The organism is Pseudoalteromonas sp. S1650, from assembly GCF_005887195.1.
Taxonomy (GTDB): Bacteria; Pseudomonadota; Gammaproteobacteria; order Enterobacterales; family Alteromonadaceae; genus Pseudoalteromonas; species Pseudoalteromonas simplex.
On sequence record NZ_PNDF01000023.1, the window covers coordinates 139,245 to 155,495 of the forward strand.

At 41.0% G+C, this 16,251-nt stretch carries 15 protein-coding genes; 6 read left to right on the forward strand and 9 right to left on the reverse strand.

Annotation, left to right across the window (positions count from 1 at the left end; genetic code table 11):
* Positions 1–60: 60 nt before the first annotated feature.
* The 5 genes from CWB80_RS08410 to CWB80_RS08430 form a co-directional block, all read right to left on the reverse strand.
* A complete protein-coding gene (locus CWB80_RS08410) occupies positions 61–480 on the reverse strand; it encodes a group I truncated hemoglobin (RefSeq protein WP_138598864.1) in 420 nt (139 codons plus the stop codon).
* On the reverse strand, positions 480–1,313 hold the full coding sequence (locus CWB80_RS08415; RefSeq protein ID WP_138598863.1) for a DUF3034 family protein: 834 nt from the start codon (positions 1,311–1,313) through the stop codon (positions 480–482). Before CWB80_RS08415 ends, CWB80_RS08410 begins: the two co-directional genes overlap by 1 nt.
* Positions 1,300–3,615, reverse strand: coding sequence for an EAL domain-containing protein (locus CWB80_RS08420; RefSeq protein ID WP_138598862.1), 2,316 nt, complete (start codon positions 3,613–3,615; stop codon positions 1,300–1,302). Before CWB80_RS08420 ends, CWB80_RS08415 begins: the two co-directional genes overlap by 14 nt.
* Positions 3,608–4,201: a methylamine utilization protein gene (locus tag CWB80_RS08425; protein WP_249362545.1), complete on the reverse strand. Its 594-nt coding sequence runs from the start codon at positions 4,199–4,201 to the stop codon at positions 3,608–3,610. Before CWB80_RS08425 ends, CWB80_RS08420 begins: the two co-directional genes overlap by 8 nt.
* A 412-nt stretch (positions 4,202–4,613) precedes the next feature.
* Positions 4,614–5,720, reverse strand: coding sequence for a phosphoribosylaminoimidazolesuccinocarboxamide synthase (locus CWB80_RS08430; RefSeq protein WP_138598860.1), 1,107 nt, complete (start codon positions 5,718–5,720; stop codon positions 4,614–4,616).
* 217 nt (positions 5,721–5,937) lie between these two features.
* On the opposite strand from CWB80_RS08430, the gene CWB80_RS08435 reads away from it, so the two are divergent.
* From CWB80_RS08435 to CWB80_RS08450, 4 genes are read left to right on the forward strand one after another with little or no spacing between them, the layout of a single operon-like run.
* Entirely contained in the window at positions 5,938–7,011 is a 1,074-nt protein-coding gene (locus CWB80_RS08435) for a CDP-glycerol glycerophosphotransferase family protein (protein ID WP_249362547.1), read from the forward strand.
* A 16-nt stretch (positions 7,012–7,027) separates the two neighbouring features.
* Positions 7,028–7,726, forward strand: a complete 699-nt coding sequence (locus CWB80_RS08440) for an ABC transporter ATP-binding protein (protein WP_138598859.1) — start codon at positions 7,028–7,030, stop codon at positions 7,724–7,726.
* The gene (locus CWB80_RS08445) at positions 7,713–8,993 is read left to right on the forward strand and encodes an ABC transporter permease (protein WP_138598858.1); all 1,281 of its coding nucleotides are present in this window, start codon (positions 7,713–7,715) and stop codon (positions 8,991–8,993) included. The genes CWB80_RS08440 and CWB80_RS08445 overlap by 14 nt, the downstream gene beginning before the upstream one ends.
* 8 nt (positions 8,994–9,001) lie before the next feature.
* The gene (locus CWB80_RS08450; RefSeq protein WP_138598857.1) at positions 9,002–9,490 is read left to right on the forward strand and encodes a DUF3299 domain-containing protein; all 489 of its coding nucleotides are present in this window, start codon (positions 9,002–9,004) and stop codon (positions 9,488–9,490) included.
* Positions 9,491–9,523: 33 nt separating this feature from the next.
* Here the strand turns inward: CWB80_RS08450 and mutM are convergent, their stop codons facing one another.
* The gene (gene mutM / locus CWB80_RS08455; RefSeq protein WP_138598856.1) at positions 9,524–10,333 is read right to left on the reverse strand and encodes a bifunctional DNA-formamidopyrimidine glycosylase/DNA-(apurinic or apyrimidinic site) lyase; all 810 of its coding nucleotides are present in this window, start codon (positions 10,331–10,333) and stop codon (positions 9,524–9,526) included.
* Between the two features lie 11 nt (positions 10,334–10,344).
* Positions 10,345–10,836 carry a hypothetical protein gene (locus CWB80_RS08460; RefSeq protein ID WP_171041500.1) on the reverse strand — a complete coding sequence of 164 codons (492 nt, stop codon included), beginning with the start codon at positions 10,834–10,836 and terminating at the stop codon, positions 10,345–10,347.
* A 151-nt stretch (positions 10,837–10,987) separates the two neighbouring features.
* Between CWB80_RS08460 and CWB80_RS08465 the strand changes: the two genes are divergently transcribed.
* On the forward strand, positions 10,988–11,914 hold the full coding sequence (locus CWB80_RS08465) for a manganese-dependent inorganic pyrophosphatase (protein WP_054552703.1): 927 nt from the start codon (positions 10,988–10,990) through the stop codon (positions 11,912–11,914).
* A 65-nt stretch (positions 11,915–11,979) separates the two neighbouring features.
* Here CWB80_RS08465 and rlmB read toward each other — a convergent pair whose 3' ends face one another.
* Both rlmB and rnr read right to left on the reverse strand, forming a co-directional pair.
* Entirely contained in the window at positions 11,980–12,726 is a 747-nt protein-coding gene (gene rlmB / locus CWB80_RS08470) for a 23S rRNA (guanosine(2251)-2'-O)-methyltransferase RlmB (protein WP_054552704.1), read from the reverse strand.
* Entirely contained in the window at positions 12,723–15,206 is a 2,484-nt protein-coding gene (rnr, locus tag CWB80_RS08475) for a ribonuclease R (protein WP_138598854.1), read from the reverse strand. The genes rlmB and rnr overlap by 4 nt, the downstream gene beginning before the upstream one ends.
* A gap of 181 nt (positions 15,207–15,387) precedes the next feature.
* On the opposite strand from rnr, the gene CWB80_RS08480 reads away from it, so the two are divergent.
* On the forward strand, positions 15,388–16,236 hold the full coding sequence (locus CWB80_RS08480) for a DUF350 domain-containing protein (protein ID WP_228290552.1): 849 nt from the start codon (positions 15,388–15,390) through the stop codon (positions 16,234–16,236).
* Positions 16,237–16,251 lie beyond the last annotated feature (15 nt).

Genomic DNA, 16,251 nt, shown 5'->3' on the forward strand with positions numbered 1-16,251 from the left:
CAATAGCCATTGTACATAAATTACATTTTTGTTTCAGCCCACAATTGAAGTTTGTACAAGCTAAATATCAATTATCTCAGGGCGAAGGGGTGCTAAGCGACTAAGAATTTTATTTTGTACTGTTTGTGGAATCTGTTGTTCGTCCATAGCATTAATCAAAAGCTCTACCACACGGTTAAAGTCTTTTTTTGAGATATTCATTCCAGTGTGTATATCAACCATGTTATCGCCTTTGTATTCACAAGGACCGTCGGTGACACTACACAAATGAGTGATAAAGCCTTGGCGAAAATGCGCAACATTGCTTTGTTTAAAATAAGCTAAAATCTGTTCGTCATGGCCTATTTGATTGATAAAACTTTCAACCAATTTTTCAATCCCTTGTTTACCATTAAGTTGCTGGTACAAGGTGCCATTATTGCTACTTACGCAACCCACAAGCATAACGGTAAATACAAATGTAAAAAGTGTTTTTATCATCACCAATACCCTGTTACTGATAAGTACCAACCAGTTTGGTCTTCAGCACCAGCAATACTTCCTAAGTCTAACCAAGCAGCGGTGATGCTAACATACTTATTAGGAAACCAAGCCACAAATACATCCTGCCAATCTTGCTCTCCTAAACCAAGGTTATTGGACTTTACCCGATACTCAACACCCAAAGCTATTTCATGGGTTAAAAACACCGCTGTAGATGCTTCAAACAACAATTTTTTATCACTATCAGGACCGCCAAAACCTAACAAACCTAGCTGATTGGCATCGCTATAACGAAAGGTGGTGTTCCAAAACCAATTATACCCTGCAAGCGCCCCTAAATGTAATTTACTAGCAGCAAGGTAAATATCGGTACCGCAGGTATCTTTTGCACCTAATAAACTAGCAATACTGCCATCATCTAAAGACTTATGCTGCACACCTAAACTTAATTGCGGCCATTTACTGTAAACAATGTCACCATATAAGCGTACTTTTGCCCCGGTAATTGATTGCTCAATATCGGTATTTAATGCGGGAACTTCGAAACGTTGCTCCGCATAACTAAATTCCACGCGATCATAAACATTTAGCTGCGCACCACAAACATCTAAGCGGTAATCACTCACATTTGCACGACTGCAAAAGCCATTCAAAGCGATTTCATCATCACTTGCATAGCCTGCGAGCTGAGCCCATGGAACAATCCCACCACCCGCACTGCCTTCAACCTGAGAGACTCCGGGCGTTGCTAATAATTTACCTGAAGCTGCAAACCCTGAACTTGTAAAAACAATGAAAGTTAGTCCAAATAGCCAATTAAGATGCTTCATTATAGACCTCTAGCCATTGTAAAAACTGCTCTGATTTTAGTGGCCTGCTCAAGTAATACCCTTGCGCATAATCGCACTTCATTAGTTTCAAAAAGTCTAAAGAAGCTTTATTTTCAACACCTTCTGCAACGACAGAGAAACCTAGCTGATGACCTAAGTTTATTGTTGATTCAACAATATACTGATCTTGTTTAGATTGCTCCAATTGAAGAATAAAGCATTTATCTAACTTAAGTTCATCGATAGGTAGTAATTTCAAGCGACCCAATGAAGTTTGCCCAACACCATAATCATCTAGCGATATTTTTACCCCAAGTGATTTTAGGTTTTCTAATGCTTTAATACCTTGTTCTTCATTTTCTATCATGTCGCGTTCTGTCAGCTCTATTGTAATAAGCTGTCCATTAACATCATTCTCTTTTAATTGTTTTGCCAAATGAGAGAAAAAGCTTGGGAAGGCAATATCTTGAGCCGAAACATTGATAGCGGCTTGCATAATAATGCCTTGTTCTTGCCACCTTGCGACTTGAGTGACAACTGTTTTAACTACCCAAGCAGTCAAATCAACAATAACACCTGACTGCTCAGCTAAATCAATGAATAGCTCCGGTGATACCCACTGCCCATCCTTTCTTTGCCAACGGATCAGCGCTTCCACTTTATCGATCTTAGAGGTGTTTAAATTTAGCTTTGGTTGATAAGTCATAAACAATTGGCCATCGTCTGCTTGTAATGCATGTTTTAATTCATCAATAATTGCCAACCGTTCCAGATACTCTTCATCTTCGCCGTTTTGATAATAATGAACATTCTTCTTTTTTGACGAAGCTGTATCAATTGCGATTAAAACTCGGCGCATTAGATCATCGGGCTTAACTCCCTCAAAGGTACAATGAACTACACCAGCGCTAAATCGCAAGGTAATATTCAAGCCTTGAATAGTGTAACCGACTTGTAGCTGAGCCATTAAATCCATGACTCCACTTTTTAATTGCTCTGCTTTTCCACTTGGAAATAAGGTTAAAAACTCATCTCCACCTATGCGTGCATTAACTCCACCAAGCGGCTCAGAATACTCACTAATACGTTCAGCAACTTCTCTTAAACAATCATCTCCAATACGAGGGCCAAGTTTGTCATTGATATGCCGCAAACCTCTTATATCAATAGCAACTAAAGTATATTCAGTGCCTTGCCCTAATAGCGATTCCATAATTTCCAACATGGCACTGCGTGTTAAAAACCCTGTTAACGTATCATGACTTGCTTGAAAGTTGATTTGTCGTTCACGTTCTTTAATGTCATTACCCATATTATTGAATGCATCAACTAACGTCGTAATTTCAGTACTTTGCTTTTTTCCTATAAATTCAGCTTTGTAGTTACCCCGCGCGAATTGCTGAGCAAGTAAAGTAAGTTTAGAAAGCGGTGTGGTAAGGTTTTTAGCCAAAATCCCACTAGCTAAAACACCAATCACAACTGTGATAGCTGCTAATGAAATAATAGTAAAAAAGAGCTGCTCAAATTCAAGATAACTTCGAGTTAAATCGGCACTTAGTAGCACTGATACTTTATGCCCAGAAACCGAAGGTAGCTCAACAAGGCGATTACGATAAACTGGCTTTTCCCCAAAAATTCGCTGTGTAGATTTATTTTCAAAATGCCTAAGTACTGCATTATCTTCTGGCTTATCAACAAGAGAGGTTTCAACGACATCATCATCCTCTCCGATAAAACTTACATCCATAGTTGTAAGTTTTTTTAACTCTTCGGCAACTAGATCTGTGATTTCAAAACCAACCAAACTATATGCAACTGTTCTCGGTGCTCGAACTGGCAATATAATAACTTGATAAAGAGTCTGCTCGATAACAATGAAATTTGACTGCTCAGGGTTATCTAATAACTGCTTCATTAATGCCGTAAACTCATTTGGCATGTGAGCGAAATCCGTATTAGCAGAAACGAGCTCCCCAGATAAGTTTATGAGCATCATTAAATCAGCATTAATCCGCCTACTATGATTATTTAAGACACTGCTGATAGTATCGGCGTCTTGAGTTGCGACAGCTTGTTTAAAACCGAAATCTGCTGTTAACACTTTTGCAGCAGTTAGAAGAAGGCTCTCTTTCGCACTTAAATACTGGTTAAAAACATTCTCAGCAACATTAATATCTTCTAGAAGCTTTTGGTCATTAAAACGATTCGCAGACCACCAAGAACTAACTAGGCTGACTAAGCTTGTTAACAGAACAAGACCAACACATAAGGCAATAACTCGCCCTCTTAAACTATTAATCATTAGTACCCTTAAACATTTCTCCAAATGTATTTCGTGGTTTCGGCTCTATTGTAGTAATGACAATATCTGCAACCTGCGAAGAATCAGCAAATGTAATTGTTTTTTTCTGATCGATATCACTCTGTTGGTTTGGTTGCCATACCGTAAAGCTAACAGGAAATGTACTCACATTTAATTGAACCTTCCCATCTACGCTCGTTTTTAGCACTTCTGAACTATCTGCAACATAAATGTATCCGACCATTGAATCATGGATATTACAACCGAGAACAACAATCCCGGGTGATTCAAATTTTTCGGGTTTTTCAGGCCGACCAGAGTAAAGTTTGATGTCAAATTGCTTTACAGTCGAGAATGAGTACACATGATGGCGAATATTATCACTATTTGGGAAGTCAACTAATTGCCCGTTTTGAATAACAAGTACTTTAGGAGTAAAGTGCTTATCAACCTGGTCCATGACGGCAACTGATAAGTTATCTTGGTGATTTAACTGCTGATCCTTAAACTCAATAACAGCATCTTTTAATGGCTCTCCAAATTGATCGCGTACAACAAAGGAAAAGTCCGCTGAAAGTACATTCATTGAGCCTAATAACAAAGCAACGTAACATACCCGGCTAAAAAAATTCGCAAACATCAACATAATTAATTAGTTCCGCTCTTAGTTCACAATTCAGTATAGATTAATCTATTGTTAAGTTATACCTAATCATTTCATTGATAGAGACCGGTTTTAGGCAAGAAAGTATTGACGAAAAACTTAAAACTTAGTGAATTAGTTACAGTAATAACTTTGCTTAGTGTTACTTTCGTTATCAATTAATCTGTAATGTCAGAAAGGTGGAGACTATTGGGATCATGTTTATCCCGTTTAATTACCTTATACATCATTCAGAAATGAGTACAGAAGGTAATAAAAAGCCAAGCAATGTTATTTGTGACAGCTTGGCTTTAAAAATAGCATTTTAGCTATGAATAAAATTAGTAAATGCCTATTAATCGTGCTTAATTAAGCCATAATCACTATCTAAAATTGCGATTACTTCATTTCTTGGGTCACTAGGAATAGTGATTTCTTGACCAATAATTTTACTCGCAATGCCAACGTAGGTATCAGACACTTCAAGCATCACTGATTCTGGCAAGGTGTAGTCTTTAGCAAGCTGCTCACGCTCGCCCATACGGTCTTTATTTAATAACACGTCGCTGTCTGGCACGTTATTAATTAATAACTGGCGGAAACCCTCTTTTGAGTTTTCAATGATTTTACCGTCACGGTAAGCTGGACCATCCCAGATACGTGATGAGTCTGGTGTGCCTACTTCATCGATATAGATAAGCTTATCTGAACCATCAATGTCTTCAACATAACCAAATTCAAATTTAGTATCGACAAAGATTTGATCAAGCTGTGCAAGTTCATCACTGATCAGCTTAAAGCCTTCAACAAGTAATTGCTCATATTTAGCGACATCATCTTCAGATTTGAAGTTAAAAACAGCTAAGTTATTCGTAATATTTTCACGGGTAATATTTACATCATCTACTTCAGGGATCTCAGCAACACCGGTAATAATGCCTTTCGTTGATGGCGTAATTAACACTTCATCTAACTTTTGGTTCGCAGCTAAGCCTTCTGGTAAATCAATACCACAGAAACTACGTGTACCTTTGGCGTAGTCACGCCACATACTGCCAGTAATATATTGGCGCGCAATGGCTTCAACTTTTACTGTACTTGCTTTACGCACAATCCATACATATGGATGTGGAATATCAACAATATGGTTACCAGCAAGACCTGCTTTATCAAATAACTTAAACCAATGAGATGCCACAGAGTTTAGCGCGATGCCTTTACCAGGCACACCATTTAAACCGTTTTCACCTTGCCAAATACAATCAAACGCAGAAATACGGTCAGAAATAACCATAATAGCTAGCTCAGTTCCTTTTGGAACTTGATAACCTTTTTCATTAATTAAACGAGCGCTGTCTTCATCAGTTAACCAATAAACTGAACGCACTTTACCACTGTGTACCGCACCTTTGGTACGGATCGGTAAATCATCGTTTACGTCTAAAACTTTATAGCTAGTCATGCTATCTCCGATAGTATTTGGCATGCTCATGTGAGCACATGTATGGGATTGGGGTTATGGCCGCCTATAATAATCTAGACGCCTTGAAAGCTCAATCATTGCACTATCATCAGCAGCCTGCGGACGTGATAAAAAACATAAAAATTTAAACTTCCAGTAATTTTGCTGTCATAAACATTATTTCGCTATAATAGCGACCTCGCAATAGGAGGTTTTCTTGGATTACTTAGCAGCTACCGCAAACAAAAAATACTTAATGTTTATTTCGCAGAACTATTCGTACGCGATCTTACGCCCATTACAACGGGAGATTTTAGCCCGAGGTGGCGAAGTTCGCTGGTTTTTGTACGGCGATGAAGTAAATCCAAACTTCCTTCACCAAGATGAGATTCGATTATTCTCAGTAGATGAGCTAAAAGACTGGCGTCCAGATATCGTGTATGTACCAGGGAATGTGGTGCCGGATTTCATCCCTGGTAAAAAAGTGGCTGTTTTCCATGGTTTCAATTCAGGAAAGCGCATGAATAAAGGTGTTGATAATCACTTTAATATTCGAGGGTGCTTTGACTTATATTGCACTCAAGGTCCAACAACCACGACTACTTTTTTAGAGCTTGCCCAGCAACATGGGTTCTTTAAAGTAAAAGAAACGGGCTGGCCGACGCTCGATCCTTACTTTAGTGAGATTGAAAACAATCCATACAAAAATCATGATGACAACAGAAAAACCTTATTGATTTGCTCGACTTTCTCAAAGCGCCTTTCTCTTGCACCTAAATTATACGAACAAATAAAAGCATACAGTGAACAAGGCAAGTGGCGAATTTTGGTGCAATTTCACCCAAAAATGCCAAGCGAGATTGTTGAACAATACAAGGCTCTACAAAACGACAATCTAACCTTTGTCGAGACTGATAACGTATTACCACTATTACAAGCAGCGGATGTTATGCTGTGTGATACCTCGTCTATTTTGCTTATGTTTATCTTACAAAGAAAACCTGTGGTGACTTTTTGTAATCATGGTGCTGGTGAGCATTTAGTTGATATTACAGATGCAGATAAAGTTGCCGAGGCAATTGACTATGCATTGAGTAAGCCTGCGGAATTAATGGCAAAAATCGAACACTTCTGCCAGCAACTGCATCCTTACCAAGACGGCTTATCGAGTCAACGTGTACTTGCTGCTAGCAATGAATTACTATTGAGCAATCCTGCACTTAAGCCGAAACCACGTAATTTTATTCGTAATTTTAAAATGCGCAAAGAGTTAAATTACTGGCGATGGTAACAATTCATAGGTCGTTATGATCACGCTTGAAAATGTGCTTTTTAAATGGCACGCAAAACAACCTGAGCCGACGATCAATATTACTAAGCTAGATATTGATCAAGGCGAACATGTTTTTCTTCACGGTCCGAGTGGTTGTGGTAAATCAACGTTATTATCCCTGCTTGCTGGCGTCACAGTGCCAACACAGGGCAATATCCAGCTTCTTGGTAAAGCGATAAACCAACTGAGTAATAGTAAACGTGACCGTTTTCGTGCCGACCATATTGGCTATATTTTTCAAAACTTTAATTTACTGCCCTATTTATCGCCCATTGAAAACGTGACTTTGGGTTGCCAATTTTCAAAGCAAAGGCAAAAAAACGCATTAAAAAATAGTGCAACAATAGCCGCGGAGGCAAGCCGCCTACTCACTGCTTTAGGATTAAACGACGCCTTGCAACATCAAGCCGTTGCACAGCTGAGTATAGGTCAGCAACAAAGAGTTGCCGCAGCGCGAGCTTTTATCGGCAGCCCTGAAATTATCATTGCAGACGAACCTACCTCAGCACTCGACACGCAAAATCGCCAAGCCTTTGTAAAATTATTATTTGAACAGGCAAACGCAGCAAATAGCACGCTAATTTTTGTTAGCCATGATGAAACATTACAAACGCTATTTACCCGCAGTATCAGCCTTGTTGAGTTACAAGGAGGCACAGATGCTACTCATTAAACTCGCCACAAAAAGTTTATTAAACCGAAAGGCCAGCGCCCTTCTCACCCTGTTTACCATTGCTATCAGCGTAATGCTACTCATGTCGATTGAGCGGGTTCGTGTCGATGCTAAAAGTAGCTTTAGCAATACAATTTCTGGTACTGATTTAATTGTCGGTGCGCGTACCGGTGATATCCAACTACTGCTGTCTTCGGTATTTCGGATTGGCCATGCTAATAATGGTGTGAGTTGGAAAAGCTACCAATACATCTCTGAGCAGCGCGGTGTAAAATGGGCTATCCCTATGTCGCTTGGCGACAGCCATAAAGGTTTAGCTGTACTTGGTACAAATAAAGACTATTTTGAGCACTATCGCTTTGCTAAAAAACAGCCGTTAAGCTTTTCACAAGGTCATGAGTTTAATCATTTATTTGAGGTTGTACTAGGGGCTGAGGTTGCCAATACCCTTGGCTATCAACTTGGTGATGAAGTGGTGATTGCACACGGCATGGGCAATACCAGCTTTCATAATCATGACGATAACCCATTTAAAGTAGTTGGTATTTTAAAACCAACGGGGACACCTGTTGATAAAACCCTGCATATCCCACTTGCAGCAATTGACGCGATTCATGGCGGTCATGCTCATCAGCATGAAGCCGCTCAGGCTGATGCAAATGACCATGACCATGACCATGACCAGCATGATGATGTTGATTTAGTTGGCACACCAAAACAAATAACCGCTTTTTTACTTGGTTTTGATTCACCACTTTATACCTTACAAGTGCGTCGTAATATTAACCAATACAAAGATGAGGCACTGCTTGCCATCATGCCGGGTGTTACTTTGCGTGAACTCTGGGAAATGCTCTCTATCGTTGAAAAAATCCTGCTATTATTTTCTATCGTCGTGGTGCTGATCAGTTTGCTTGGCATGTTAACTAGCCTGCTTTCAAGTTTAAATCAACGCCGCAGAGAACTTGCAATTTTGCGCTCTGTTGGCGCAAGACCTTGGCATATTTTCACCTTGATCAGTGTCGAATCATTACTCATTACAGGGCTAGGCAGCATAGTTGGCATCGCATTATTCTATGCTTTAATGCTACTCGGCGCAGATTACTTGCAAAGCCATGCAGGAATAAGCCTAAATATTGCTTTATTGTCATCCTATGAACTCATGCTCTTAGCTGCGATAATGGTCGCAGGCTTTATTGTTGGGTTAATTCCTGCAACCCGTGCGTATTTCTACTCTCTTGCTGATGGCATGAGTATTAAAATTTAAGGAATGTTATGCCGTTTTTTCGAAAATTCGTCGCTTTAGTCGCATTAGTTTTGTGTGCTAGCGCTAATGCTGGCGCACCAAAAGAAATCTTCTGGGAAGATTTAATTCCAAAAGGTCATGTGCAGATCGACACCCAAGCACAAGCAAACCATGAAGGATCTGAGCAAAACTGGGTGCAACCAGACCTTGATGCACCTGTGGTAAAAGAGCTTAATGGCCAATCTGTGAGTATTCCTGGCTTTGTTGTACCACTAGAAGGCGATAGCGAAGTGATCACCGAGTTTTTATTGGTTCCTTATTTTGGTGCATGTATTCACGTGCCACCACCGCCACCAAATCAAATTGTGCATGTCACGATTAAAGATGGCGTGCCAATCGAAAGCCTCTACGATGCGATTGTCGTGACAGGCGTTATCAGCACCGAAACCTGGTCTGGTGAAATTGCTCAAGTAGGCTACAAGATGAAAGCCGTTGGTGTAGCACCATTTGAACTGTAATGAAAAAGCACGCCTTGGCGTGCTTCTTCATTGTTATTTTTGACAATTAGAGCAGTACACAGTGCTTCTTTGCCCTAATCTAATTTCTTTTAATGGCTCTTTACACGTTACACATGGCTCACCTTTGCGACCATAAACTAGTAATTGCTGGGCAAAATAACCGGGCTTACCATCACTTTGAGCAAAATCTTTTAATGTTGTGCCGCCTTGCGTGATAGCCGCAGCAAGTGTTTCTTTAATAATAGGAACTAATTGCTGATAACGCTTTAAAGACACCTTGCCGGCTTCTCGTTTCGGGTGAATTCCGGCCTTAAATAACGACTCATTGGCATAGATATTACCTACACCAACGACCACAGCGTTATCCATAATAAACTGTTTAATTGGTACTTTTTTATTTCTAGACTGTTCGTAAACACGCTTTGCAGCAAACTCATCGGTAAGAGGCTCCGGTCCAAGCTTGGTTAGCAAGGTATGACATTCGCCTGGTGCTTGCCATAAGCAGGCACCAAAGCGACGGGCGTCGTTGAGTCTTAACGCTTTACCTGAGGCTAAAATAAACTCGATATGGTCGTGCTTTTTTAATAGCTCATCTGCGCTCACAACACGTAAGTTGCCCGACATTCCTAAGTGCAAAATAACACTACCCAGCTCACAACCGAGTAATAAATATTTTGCTCTACGCTCCACTGAAGTAACTTTAAGTCCTTGTAATTGATATACATCATCAGGCACTGGCCAACGCATACTGGCGTTATGAATATTTACTTTGGTCACTGTTTGGTTAAGCACATGCGGCGTTATTCCCAAACGGCTAACTTCAACTTCTGGTAATTCAGGCATCTGTGACTCTCTTAAAACGGGTATAACGGAAATAACTTAGCAGCATCAGCTTGTTCAAGCTCAAATACTCGTTGTAACCGCTTATCTAATAAATAGTATTGCTGATCTATGTTGTACAACTGATACACCGCTGGCAACTGCTCCCCGGCTAGCCACACGGAGGCAACATAATCAGCCGATGTCTGTGAAATTTTACTAACAGGGAGACTGGCAAAAGTCAGTTTTTGATGTTGCCAAAGTTCAACGAGTTGTTCGAGCTGCTGCTCATCGCCTTGCCATGTGGTTTCTTGCAATGATTGGCTACGCCAAGAGGTGCCGATACGCTCGATTTTTAATTCTGGAAATGCCATCGCCAAAATAAAGCTTTGCTCTGGGAGTAATGCTTGTACTCCTTCTTCAACAGGCTGTGTATTGAGCTTTTTATGTAGGCCATTGAAGAAAAAAATCATCAATAGCATCGAAATAATCACCACATTATTCCATGCTTTTCGGCTCAAGCGCATCAGTATCTTCCTCAGTTTTCAATATCTTAAAGTGTAACCAAAAAGGACATTAATTGGCAGTTGTAATTGATCAACAAAATTTCATGTCTGTTATGTATCAATCTGTCGATACTTTGCTAAAATATCCGCCAAATTTAAAGGAGTTCCGTCAATGTCAATGTATGTAGTGGGTCATAAGATCCCTGATTCAGATTCAATTTGCGGTGCAATTGCGCTTGCTTACTTAAAAAACCAGATCAATGAACCTGCGATCCCGACGCGTTTAGGTGAAGTATCACCTGAAACACAATTTATCCTAGATAAATTCGGTTTCGAAGCACCTGAGCTAAAACTTAGCTACGCGGGCGAAGACGTTTATATCGTTGACCACACAGAAAAAACACAAGCACCTGATGACATCGATGAAGCACGCGTTGTAGGTGTTGTTGATCACCACAAACTAGGCGACTTAACATCATCAACACCACTTGAGTGTTGGATCCGCCCAGTGGGTTGTTCAAACACTATCATCAAAATGATGTATGACTTCTATAATGTAGAAATTCCAAAAGATATCGCAGGCATCATGTTATGCGCAATCTTAAGCGACACTGTAATCTTTAAATCACCAACGTGTACAACAGCTGATATCAAGTGTGTTGAAGCACTTGCTGAAATCGCTGGCATCGAAGATTTCAAAGAACTGGGCATGGAAATGTTCAAGGTTAAATCAGCAGTGGAAGGCACACCTGCACGCGATTTAGTAATGCGTGATTTCAAAGACTTCAACATGAACGGTAAGCTAGTAGGTATTGGCCAGCTAGAAGTTATCGACCTTGCTGTATTTGATGAGATCAAAGCAGATCTTGAAGCTGACATCGCAAAGCTTAAAGAAGAAGGCGGTCGCCACTCAGTATTACTCCTGTTAACTGATATCATGAAAGAAGGCTCTGAAATGCTAATTGCGTCTGATGACGTATCAGTAATCGAAGCTGCCTATGATGTTAAATCAGAAGACGGTCGCGTATGGTTAGATGGCGTATTAAGCCGTAAGAAGCAAGTAGTACCACCACTACAAGACGCTTTCGCAAAGATCTAATCTTACGAAATAGATACAAAAAAGCCGATGTTACATCGGCTTTTTTGTGTCTGAAATTTACCAAGTTAGATTTGCGTTGCATTACGCTGACGTAACACTTCAAATAAACAAATACCGGTCGCAACTGACACATTTAAGCTAGATACCGTACCAGCCATTGGGATTTTAACTAATAAATCACAATGCTCACGTGTAAGACGGCGCATACCATCCCCTTCAGCACCCATAACAACAGCCATTGGCCCTGTTAGATTTGCATCAAATAACTCTGTATCTGTTTCACCGGCAGTGCCGACAACCCAAACGCCAGCATCTTTAATTTCACGTAGCGTACGCGCAAGATTGGTGACTTGTACCAATGGCACTGTTTCTGCTGCACCGCATGCTACTTTACGCGCTGTGCCGTTGAGTTTTGCAGACTTATCTTTAGGAACGATAATCGCGTGCACGCCCGCAGCATCTGCACTGCGTAAACAGGCACCTAAGTTATGCGGATCTGTTATGCCATCAAGTACCAGCAAGAAAGGCGTTTCTTCACGGGCTATGATCTCATCAAGATCTTTTTCGTTATACATGCGCGCCGCTTTCACATTAGCGATAATGCCTTGGTGCTGCTCACCATTTGCTTTATTATCAAGCGCTTTACGCTGCATAAACTGTACAGAAATACCGAATTTACGTGCTTGGTCAATAACCGGGTTTAAGCGTTTATCTTCACGTCCTTTTAAAGCGTATATTTCTAAAAAGCGCTCAGGCTCTTTTGCTAATATTGCTTCAACTGAGTGAAAACCAAAAATTAATTCATTACTCACGTATTATTTGCTCCTCGGCCATTACGTTTACGGGCATTCTTACCCGGTCTTTTTGCCTTTTTGGTGGCTTTTTTCTTACTCTTCTTTTTGCCAGCTTTTACAGCATCAGCTTGTTTACTATTAGGCTTTTTACGCCCTTTAGAAGGTGAAGACTTGCCACGTTTTTCATTCTCTTTGTCGCCTGATTTTGCCTCAAAGCTGCCTGACAGCGCTTTTTTACCAGGAATTTTACCTGCTTTGAGCTGGGCACGAACACTTGGTTTTGCAGGGGCACTACGGCCACGACGACGCGCATAACGGTCTTGTTGCGCTTCACCTGCTAACACTAAGTTTATGCGTCGCTCATCAAGACTGACAGATGACACCTGAACCGTTAATTTATCGCCTAAACGATAAACTGTGTGAGTTTGTTCACCAATCAAGCAATGCTTAGCACCATCGTAATGGAAGTACTCATTGCCCAGGTTAGTTACATGGATCATGCCGTCGATTTGTAAATCGTCTAAGCGTACAAATAAACCAAAGTTAGTTACCGATGAGATCACCCCACCAAATTCGTCACCAACATGGTCTTGCATAAATTCACATTTAAGCCAATCAGCGACTTCGCGAGTCGCATCATCAGCACGGCGTTCAGTGGTTGAACACTGCTCACCTAAAATATCAACTTCATCATCAGTGTAGGCATACTCACCCGATGTTTGCTGACCTTGCGCTTTAAGTACCGCTTTAATTGCACGGTGCACCACTAAATCAGGGTAACGACGAATTGGCGATGTAAAGTGGGCATAGGCTGGTAAAGCTAAACCAAAGTGGCCAATGTTATCTGGCTGATAAACCGCTTGCTTCATTGAACGGAGCAGCATGGTTTGAATAAGCTCAGCTTCTGGACGGTCGCCTAGTTTAGCTAACACTTGGGTTATTTCTTTTGGTGTTGGCTCATCAGAAATCGCGGTTTCGATACCAAGCTCTGATAAAAAGTTTCTGAAGAAACCAAGCTTTTCAGCGTCAGGCTCATCATGCACACGATAAAGCGCACTCGCCTCGTGCTTTTCTAATAATCGGGCTGCCGATACGTTCGCTAAAATCATGCACTCTTCGATAAGTTTGTGTGCATCATTGCGAACCACTGGCACGATTGATTCGATCTTACGATGTGCATTAAACACAAAGCGCGTTTCTAAGGTTTCAAACTCAATCGCACCACGCTCTTGGCGAGCAGCTTTAAGTGCCATGTACATTTGCTGTAAGTCAGTTAAATGTGGCACCATCTTGGCGTACTCTTCACGTAGCTTTTCATCGCCTTGTAAAATCGCATTCACTTTAGTGTAAGTAAAACGAGCGTGTGAATTCATCACCGCTTCGTAAAATTTATACCCAGACAACTTACCCGCTTCTGACACCGTCATCTCAGCAACCATACATAAACGGTCAACTTTTGGGTTCAATGAGCACAAGCCATTCGATAGCACTTTTGGCAGCATCGGAATAACTTGCTCAGGGAAGTAAACTGAGTTACCACGTTCAATCGCTTCTTTATTCAGAGGCGTGTTCATTCCTACGTAGTGCGACACATCGGCAATGGCCACCCATAAACGCCAACCACCTGATGGTTTGCGCTCACAGTAAACGGCATCATCAAAGTCACGGGCATCTTCACCGTCGATTGTAGCTAGCGGTAAGTCACGTAAATCAACGCGACCTTGCTTTGCTTGTTCATCAACAAACTCACCTAAATGAGCAACTTGCTTTTCAACCGCTTCTGGCCAAACATGGGGAATATCGTGATTGCGTAGTGCAACTTCAATTTCCATACCCGGTGCTAAGTGCTCACCCAGTACCTCAGTGACTTTGCCCACCGCATTCATATGTCGGCTTGGGTTTTGGGTAATTTGCACCTGCACCATTTGGTTGTGGCGCGCGCCATTTTCACTACCCGGTAGTATCATAATATCTTGCGTTATGCGTGGGTCTTCAGCCACAACAACTGCAATACCATGCTCAACAAAATAGCGGCCAACAATCGGTGCACGTTCATTGGTTAATACCTTAATGATCCGTGCATCGCATTTGCCACTTGAGCCTTTGCGATTGCCCTTAGCAAGCACAATGTCACCGTGCAACACCATATTCATTTGGTGCTTTGCGATAAACCAATCTTTACTCTCACCTTCAACTTCTAAAAAGCCGAATCCGTCACGATGACCAATGACCTTGCCTTTAACCAGGCCAGATTCATCAATCAATGCGTAGCATTTAAACTTATTGAAATACAATTGACCATCGCGCTCCATAGCACGTAAACGACGTTTGAACGCAATTTGACGCTCTGTATCATTCACATGTAATTCGTCACAAAGTTGTGTGAAGTTTGCTGGTTTGGCGCGAGATTCTAAGTGAGTAAGTATAAACTCACGGCTAGGGACGGGGTTTTCGTACTTTTCTTGTTCTCGACTGAGATTGGGATCCTGTTTTGACATTCACTATCTTGTTAGTTGGTTATGTTGTTATTTTAACCCATAACCTAACAATGAGACAGGCAAAAGCTATGAAACTTTTAAGAAATTAATTAATTCTGCCAAAAATGAAGCGTTGATATTCTTTGCAACAAACACTCTGTGTTAATATTTTCGGAAAATAACAACAAGCTAACATAATTATATGGATATTAACTTAACCCATTACCTCGCAACGATGGCCTATAACAGCGCCTATATTGGTCTATTCATTGCGATCATAGCCGTTGCAAAACTGTCGTATAACTTAGCAACCCCTTATAACACCACCAGCCAGTTAACCGATAATGCCAACAGTGCCTTAGGTTTATCTATTGGTGGCTATTTAGGGGCAATTACCATTATTTATGGCTTTGTTTTAGCTGGGCCTAGTCAAGGTTTGCTAAGCGATTTGATGAATGTATCTCTGTACAGTGTATTAGGTATGGTACTGCTAACCTGCTCACGTATTTTGAATGACAAGTTACTGCTGCGTTTGTTCTGTAACCAAGAGCAATTAATTAACCAACAAAACGAGGCCGTAGGCTTAGTACAAGCGGCAAACTATATGGCTGCTGCGCTGATCATTGGTGGTGCATTAACCGGCGAAGGCAGCTGGTTATCGGCCATAGTGTTTTATTTTTTAGGGCAACTAATGCTGATCATTTTTGCCAAAGGCTATGATCACCTCACTGCTTTTAATCTTCACGAACAGCTCGAAAAAGGTAACAAAGCCGTAGCGCTTAGCTTTTCTGGCACCATGTTGGCGCTAGCTATTATCTTGTGTCATGCGCTCATTGGTGGCTTTCATAGCTGGCAACAAAGCTTAAGCTTATTCTTTATTGACGCATTATTTGGCTTTTTAATTTTACCAATTGTACGTTACCTCGTTGATAAAATTATCTTTAGTAAAATTTCACTCGACCAAGCAATGCACGACAAAAACACCGCCGTTGCGGTTATTGAAAGCAGCATTGCAATCTGTGTTGCTGTTATCATCACTATCGCTATTTAAGCTTATTTATGGAGT

Excerpts from the sequence above, each read along its gene's own strand:
- CWB80_RS08440 (WP_138598859.1), top strand. The coding sequence starts at position 7,028 with ATGATCACGCTTGAAAATGTGCTTTTTAAATGGCACGCAAAACAACCT.
- CWB80_RS08410 (WP_138598864.1), bottom strand. The coding sequence starts at position 480 with ATGATAAAAACACTTTTTACATTTGTATTTACCGTTATGCTTGTGGGT.
- CWB80_RS08425 (WP_249362545.1), bottom strand. The coding sequence starts at position 4,201 with ATGAATGTACTTTCAGCGGACTTTTCCTTTGTTGTACGCGATCAATTT.
- mutM (WP_138598856.1), bottom strand. The coding sequence starts at position 10,333 with ATGCCTGAATTACCAGAAGTTGAAGTTAGCCGTTTGGGAATAACGCCG.
- CWB80_RS08450 (WP_138598857.1), top strand. The coding sequence starts at position 9,002 with ATGCCGTTTTTTCGAAAATTCGTCGCTTTAGTCGCATTAGTTTTGTGT.
- rnr (WP_138598854.1), bottom strand. The coding sequence starts at position 15,206 with ATGTCAAAACAGGATCCCAATCTCAGTCGAGAACAAGAAAAGTACGAA.
- CWB80_RS08480 (WP_228290552.1), top strand. The coding sequence starts at position 15,388 with ATGGATATTAACTTAACCCATTACCTCGCAACGATGGCCTATAACAGC.
- CWB80_RS08430 (WP_138598860.1), bottom strand. The coding sequence starts at position 5,720 with ATGACTAGCTATAAAGTTTTAGACGTAAACGATGATTTACCGATCCGT.
- CWB80_RS08420 (WP_138598862.1), bottom strand. The coding sequence starts at position 3,615 with ATGATTAATAGTTTAAGAGGGCGAGTTATTGCCTTATGTGTTGGTCTT.
- CWB80_RS08460 (WP_171041500.1), bottom strand. The coding sequence starts at position 10,836 with ATGCGCTTGAGCCGAAAAGCATGGAATAATGTGGTGATTATTTCGATG.
- CWB80_RS08465 (WP_054552703.1), top strand. The coding sequence starts at position 10,988 with ATGTCAATGTATGTAGTGGGTCATAAGATCCCTGATTCAGATTCAATT.
- CWB80_RS08415 (WP_138598863.1), bottom strand. The coding sequence starts at position 1,313 with ATGAAGCATCTTAATTGGCTATTTGGACTAACTTTCATTGTTTTTACA.
- CWB80_RS08445 (WP_138598858.1), top strand. The coding sequence starts at position 7,713 with ATGCTACTCATTAAACTCGCCACAAAAAGTTTATTAAACCGAAAGGCC.